The 6,755-nt window shown below is 40.5% G+C and carries 6 protein-coding genes and 1 pseudogene; 4 read left to right on the top strand and 3 right to left on the bottom strand.

Annotated elements, in window-relative coordinates; all coding sequences use genetic code 11:
* Positions 1-196: 196 nt before the first annotated feature.
* On the bottom strand, positions 197-442 hold the full coding sequence (locus A3GG_RS12500; RefSeq protein ID WP_018359321.1) for a transposase family protein: 246 nt from the start codon (positions 440-442) through the stop codon (positions 197-199).
* 152 nt (positions 443-594) lie between these two features.
* On the opposite strand from A3GG_RS12500, the pseudogene A3GG_RS13215 reads away from it, so the two are divergent.
* The 4 genes and pseudogenes from A3GG_RS13215 to A3GG_RS0110890 all read left to right on the top strand — a co-directional run.
* Positions 595-714, top strand: a pseudogene (locus A3GG_RS13215) (helix-turn-helix domain-containing protein); the annotation flags it as partial.
* Positions 715-949: 235 nt separating this feature from the next.
* The gene (locus tag A3GG_RS0110900; RefSeq protein ID WP_018359319.1) at positions 950-1,492 is read left to right on the top strand and encodes a toll/interleukin-1 receptor domain-containing protein; all 543 of its coding nucleotides are present in this window, start codon (positions 950-952) and stop codon (positions 1,490-1,492) included.
* Positions 1,477-2,955, top strand: a complete 1,479-nt coding sequence (locus A3GG_RS0110895) for an SIR2 family protein (protein WP_018359318.1) — start codon at positions 1,477-1,479, stop codon at positions 2,953-2,955. Before A3GG_RS0110900 ends, A3GG_RS0110895 begins: the two co-directional genes overlap by 16 nt.
* 2 nt (positions 2,956-2,957) lie before the next feature.
* Positions 2,958-3,437 carry a TIR domain-containing protein gene (locus tag A3GG_RS0110890; RefSeq protein WP_018359317.1) on the top strand — a complete coding sequence of 160 codons (480 nt, stop codon included), beginning with the start codon at positions 2,958-2,960 and terminating at the stop codon, positions 3,435-3,437.
* Between the two features lie 199 nt (positions 3,438-3,636).
* Here the strand turns inward: A3GG_RS0110890 and A3GG_RS0110885 are convergent, their stop codons facing one another.
* Complete coding sequence (locus tag A3GG_RS0110885; RefSeq protein ID WP_018359316.1) at positions 3,637-4,800, bottom strand: site-specific integrase; 1,164 nt, start codon at positions 4,798-4,800, stop codon at positions 3,637-3,639.
* Positions 4,801-4,805: 5 nt separating this feature from the next.
* Positions 4,806-6,035 carry a site-specific integrase gene (locus A3GG_RS0110880; RefSeq protein WP_018359315.1) on the bottom strand — a complete coding sequence of 410 codons (1,230 nt, stop codon included), beginning with the start codon at positions 6,033-6,035 and terminating at the stop codon, positions 4,806-4,808.
* Positions 6,036-6,755 lie beyond the last annotated feature (720 nt).

Below are 6,755 nucleotides of genomic sequence, written 5' to 3'. Positions count from 1 at the left end.
CTAAAACTATTTTGTTAGTTTTGTAGTGTGTAGCAGTACATTTGACTCCAAGAAGCCCATATACATGTCGTAGAAAACTGGTATCCATTGCGTAATTAAGCGTTTAGTGGATAATTCGCTCAATTATAATGGATTTCCAGTTTTCTTTCAAATTTTCAAAGAGAAAAATAACCCCGTCGCCCATATCTTGCGGATTTCATCCCGCAAGATGATTGGTGTATACAAGCTGACGCAGGAGTCTCAAGGGATCACGGTAACCGCCATCACGCAGAATATCGGATGAGACATAAATTTGGGCGTAAAGCTCGACTTCAGACCAAGCATTAAATCCGGCCATAACCACTGTAAATACAATAAGAAGAATATAGTCAAGCGGATAAATCAAGTGGTTTCCCTTGCGAGAGTCGGGAATAGTTGTAAGTGCCTTAAAAAGAGAGTCCATAAATCCTTTGTTATATGAGTTAAACTATTGATTATCAGACATAAAGATACCAATAATTTGCGACATAAACAAGGATATTACATTGAATTTCAAGGCTTTAAATGACATTTATGAAAGAGTGTCAATACAGCATTTCAAATGCGATTGCCCTGCCTCGCACCTTGCAGGACTATCGGGACAAGAGCATTATCCCCTACACCCAAATCGCAGGCAAGATACTTTACCGACTCTCCGACATAAACCAACTATTGCAAGAGAACTATCAGAGATAAAGCATTCGCAAGAAGCATTTTCCTGCCGTTTGGCAACCATACAGAAAGAACCTGCCGAATGGTCATCCAAAAGATACCGAGCAATCTCGCCATCGCTCGGTATCTTTTTGCTGATTACTCGCTATCTTTTCACAATAAATCAAGTACATTTGCGTTATTGGTTCAAGAAATCTCTCCCGTGAGCGAAATCCTCCGACTTCGAGAGAGAATACAAAGGAGGAAACCGTATTGAATAATGTCGATTTTTACAAAACAGGAATTTCAAGCAATTGCCTACAAAAAAGCAAATAGCAAAGGATATACTACTTTAAATGAGAGTAGAATGTTTTCCCAAAGCACATCAAAAACAAGTATTTTTTTATCACATTCTCACCATGATAAAGCATTGGTTGTTCAGGCAAAGACTTTTTTTGAGAATTTGGGTATTTCAATTTATGTAGATTGGGCGGATGAAACAATGCCTGAAAAAACAAATGGTATAACAGCACAAAAAATTAAACGTCAGATTTATAGAAATGATAAGTTTGTACTATTAGCAACTAATTCTGCAATTACATCTAAATGGTGTAATTGGGAAGTAGGCATTGGAGATATCTATAAGCTATCAAGTAGAAAGATTGCATTACTCCCTTTGGCTGAAAATAGTGGTGTATGGAATGGTAATGAATATCTACAAATCTATCCAAGAATTGAGAAAGATTCATTAAAAAATAACGAGTACTACATTCGTTACCCTGATGGAACATTTGAAGACTTACTAATATGGCTAAACAAATGATTATGGAATTTACAGACCAACAAAAACAATTCATTAGAGATTATATAGCTGAAATAAATAGTGGTGATGCTGCAATTTTTGCAGGAGCAGGGTTGTCTGCTTCTGCAGGTTTTGTAAACTGGAAAGAGTTGCTGAGGGACTTAGCGACCGAATTAAATTTGGATATTGAAAAGGAACATGATTTAATTTCTGTAGCACAGTATCATTTCAATAAATTTAAACGTAGTAAGATAAATAACAAGATTATCAACGAGTTTAGCACACTCAAAGTAGGAAGTGAAAATCATAAGATCTTATCCCGTATTGGTATCGATACATTTTGGACGACTAATTATGACCAACTTATAGAAAGAACATTAGAGAGCGAAGGAAAGACTGTAGAAATAAAAATTAGACAAGAAGACTTTTCAAGAAATATCAAGAAAAAGGATGCTATCGTTTACAAAATGCACGGAGATAAAAATTCACCAGATGAAGCTGTTTTGACAAAAGATGACTATGAAACATATAATGACAAGAAAGAATTGTTCTCCACTGCATTAAGAGGTGATTTATTATCAAAGACGTTCTTATTTATAGGATTTAGTTTTGATGACCCGAATTTGGAATACATTTTAGGGAGAATAAAAATTTTACTAAAAGACAACACTCCTACTCATTATTGCTTCTTCAAGGAAGTACAAGAGTTAGATTTTCAGGATACTACAAAAACTTCCGAGCAAAATAAAGAAGATTATTTGTATGCTAAAATCAAGCAAGAATTGAAAATTGAGGATTTAATTCGATATGGTATTCGTGCAATAATGGTAAAAGAGTATTCTGACATAACTGCAATACTCTTGGAAATTGAGAAGAGACTAAAAAGGAAAAATATTTTTATTTCGGGCGCAGCTCACAACTATGCTCCATATACGGAAGAAACAGCCAAAGGTCTTATTCATTCTTTGAGTTACAAATTAGCAGAAAAAGAGTATAAAATCATTTCAGGCTTTGGTTTAGGTATCGGAAGTATCGTTATTAATGGAGCTTTAGATTTTAAACTAAACTCAAATTATAGAAGTTTGGATGATTTACTGGTTTTGCGCCCTTTCCCGCAGATACAATCGGGAGGGCAAAGCATTTCCAAAGTGTGGACGGATTACAGGAACGAAATGATCTCAAAAGCTGGTATCGCAATCTTTGTTTTTGGGAATAAAAAGGTTGGAGAAAATATTGTTAACTCAAATGGTATGGAGGAAGAATTTGAAATTTGTTTAAAGCACAATGTTATTCCGATTCCAATAGGAGCAACTGGCTATGTTTCTAAATCTTTATGGGATAGAGTTATAAACGAATTACAAAGCTATTATCCCAATAATAACAGTTTATATAATGCAATTATAGAGCTTGGAAAAGACAATTCCACAAAAGATAATGTGATAAGCAATACATTAACTGCAATTGATATCTTACAAAATATATAATTATGGCAAAAAGACAAGTATTTTACAGTTTTCACTATGAAAATGATGTTTTTAGAGTTCAACAAATTCGAAACATTGGTGCATTGGAAGATAATAAACCCGTTTCTGCAAATGAATGGGAAAGCGTTAAAAGAGGCGGAGAAGCTTCAATAAAAAAATGGATTGACGATAACCTTAGATACAAAAGTTGTGTTGTCGTATTGGTAGGAGAAGAAACGGCTAATAGAAAATGGGTACGATATGAAATCGAAAAAGCTTGGGAACTTGGTAAGGGATTAGTCGGGGTTTATATACATAATCTAAAAGACCCAAGAACGGGAAAATCTTCAAAAGGAAAGAACCCTTTTGATCAATTTGAATTCGATGATGGTACCAAACTTTCAAGTGTTGTAAAATGCTATAACCCCAATCCTAATGATACTTATAATGAAATTAAAGATAATCTTGAAGATTGGATTGAAGAAGCTATAGCATCACGTTAATTCTCCTACACTAAACTAATGAGGGGGCTGTTGGTGAGTTCGAGGAAAAGAGCATTAAAAACAAAAGGGTATGACCATAACGATCTGCACCACTGACAAGCCCTTTTCCAATACTTAAAATGAATCTATAAAGAGAAAGAGTTTGCTCCATTAATGAGGAACAAACTCTTTTTTATATTCAAGTTATCTGCTCTCTTTGTTACATCAACCTCTCCATATCCTTTGAAATCTTTTGGTCTGTGATTTGAGCGTAGATTTGCGTGCTCGAGATGGAGGCGTGCCCCATCATCTTGGCGATACTCTCTATCGGAATGCCTGCCTCCAAAGTCAGTGTGCCGAAACTGTGTCGTCCAACGTGGTAGCCCAGCGGAGTGCGAATGCCACAGGCCAAGCCCACGGCTTTGAGATGGGTCAGTAGTTTGCCCTTGCTCATCGTATCGGGAAATATCTTGTAATCTCCTTTGCTATTCTCTTTCGTGTAAAGTGAAAGTATCTGCTCCGCTATCGGATGCAGGGGTATCAAACTCTCCACCTCCGTTTTCTGTCTTGCCTTGCGGATATACCGTTTTCCCTCGCTGTTCGTTTCGATTTGCGAAGCTCGCAGGCTCTGCAAGTCGGCAAATGCCAAACCCGTAAAGACCGAGAAAAGAAACATTCTTCGGCTCAATTCTGCCCCTTCGTCCTGTAACGGGAATGCCAAGAGCTTTGCCACATCGCCTTTGCTCAGGAAACGAGGCTTGCGCTCCACGACTTCGTACTTCACCTCTTCAAAAGGATTGAAGCGTATTGTACCCTGACTGACGGCTCGATACATCAGCCGACTCAACCAACACAAATGCCTGTTTATCGTTGCAGGGGCATAGCCCTCCTTCTTCAAATGGAAACGGTAATCATCAAAGAAGTCTATCATAAGAGCCGTTAAGGGAACATCCTCCTCGCCACGACTTCGCACAAAGGTGTTAAGCTGTCTGTCCGAACACCGATTGTTGCTGTACGTTCCTTCGCTCTTGTTTTCTCGTTGGGCTTTGAGTTCCTCCGAACTAAGAGCGAGAAGAGTCGTCGGAGTCCTCCCGATGCCTTGCAAGTAGTTCTTCAGAAGCTCGGCACTCACCGCTCCATATTTATAGAGCAAGGTATTGTACCCTTGCTCGACTTCCTCCCGAAAGGTTTGCAGGTGTTGGTTGGTCTTCTTGTCCGTTGTTTCTCCTCGTTTCACGCTCCAATCGTGAGGATTCGTGCTTTCGCCTGTGGTTATCACTACGTTCGCTCCGTCAATGGTGATACGGCAAAGGATTGCCGTTGTACCGTCCGCTTTGGTCTTGCTCTTATTGATATAGAATAGTATTTTGAATGTACTGCGCATAGCTCTTATAGGGTTAAGGTTAGGTTTTCAGTGAAAGAGAGAAACCGCTCGAACTCATCGAAGAGTTTCTTCGGGGTAACGTGGGCATATCGCTCGGTCGTTTGGATATTGCTATGCCCCAACATTCGGCTCACCGTTTCGATGGGAACGCCACGTTCCAAAGTAATCAAGGTCGCAAAAGTGTGGCGACCAACGTGTGCCGAAAGGGGGATGGAGATACCTGCCCGAAGTTGCAGGGCTTTGAGCTGAATAAGGTAAGCCGAATAGGCTATGGGAGCAAAGAGCGTACTACGTTCCTCCGATTGATACTGTTCTATCAAACGCACTGCTTCGGATAGGAGTTTCACACGGCAAAGGGTATTGGTCTTTTGTCTGCGAAACTTCAGCCACAACGCCCCCTCATCATCCGTAAAGAGGTGTTCCCGATTCAGAGCGACCATATCACAATAGGCAACACCCGTATAACAGGAGAAGAGAAAGAGATTGCAAGCGGTCGCCAATTCCACTTCATACGGCTCAAAGGTCAAGCCCCGCAACTTATCCAATGAAGCCCTATCCAAAGCCCGAGGTAGTTTGTTCTCTCCTCGCTCTATCTCTACGTGCGCAAATAGTTGTCGCTCTGTCAAGCCTTCACGATACGCCAAACGGCAGACTTTCTTTACCACCAATGCCATCTTGCGATAATAGGCTAGCGAATGTCCCAATACTCCAATAGAGTAGCGTTGAAGACTTTCCAAGAAATCTTCTTCTATCTGTCTGAAAGGAATGTCTGCCGTATGGTACTTCTCACCAATAAAGACTTGCAAATGCTTACGGATAGTATAGTAACCACTCATAGTCGTAGCCTTTATTTCGGTGCCCACCTTTTGCTCCATCTCTTCGACCATTCGGTCGTATCTCTCCAAGAAAGTTGTTTGGCTTTGCATACTCCCTTGGAACTGCTCCTTGATGTCTGTTGCCGTAAATACCGCACCTCGCTCGCAAAGGAGTCGATAAGCCGACTGCACCGAGAGAAGCAAGCGTTCCAACTTGCCATTCGTTGCCACCGCTTCACGGCTCTTGCCGTTCAACCTGCTCTCACGAGCATTCCACAACTTGGGGTCGCACGAGAGTTTACAACTGAATTGGGCGATGGTTCGCCCGTAGGTTATGCGCCCCATTATCGGAGCTAGTCCCGACTTGTCCAATCCGCTCTTTTTGAGGTAGAGCAACACCTTGAATTTGTCTGTTTGCATACGCTTCTTTTTTTATGGGCAAAGTTACCCGTTACCGAAGCGTTTTCAGCTACGCAAGACATTGTGATACAAAGCATAAGCACCGTAATAACAGAAAGGTGAGTTACCGAACACTCTTCTGTCAGTTACCTTCTCCTGCCTCTTCGTTACCATTCGAGGAATGAACTAACGATTTGGTAACGGAACTTCTGCACAAATCCACATCTTCTGCACTTTACCCCTCTGAGCAAACCACCGAGATATGGCGCAAATCCCTCTCATTTCCATTTACTTACCTTCAATCCTCACCCTAATACTCTTTCCCCGAATAGTTCCTAGGAATAAATTTACTTTTCTGCACAAATAAAAACATTTATCTCTAGGAATAAATATTTTTATTCCTAGAGATAAATTTCCCCGCTCGCGCGACCTAGATTGCGCAAAGTATAGATCGGCGCTGTTGGGGGGTAGTATTTGGGGGTACTTTGGGGTGCTCTTTGCTGTATTTTGGGAGGTGTTTGGCTGTTTTGGAGATTGGTCTTTGTCTTTTTTATCTATTTATAAGCTACTGAATACCACAATTATTGTAAATGGGTACACTTTGGGACACGAGATTGCCAGCGGGCTATTTGGTTAGCTCGCTACTGAATGTTTCCAATTGTTTGTTTCCCTCTCCTCTCCCTCTCCTTTTTGCTACACCGCTAGTTTTCTAATCTCTTTATTCGAGGAGAAGAGTCGCAG

This window comes from Porphyromonas levii DSM 23370, assembly GCF_000379925.1.
In the GTDB taxonomy this organism is placed as follows: domain Bacteria; phylum Bacteroidota; class Bacteroidia; order Bacteroidales; family Porphyromonadaceae; genus Porphyromonas_A; species Porphyromonas_A levii.
The sequence above is the reverse complement of the archived record's forward strand: the minus strand, read 5'-3'. Positions and strand labels throughout refer to the sequence as shown.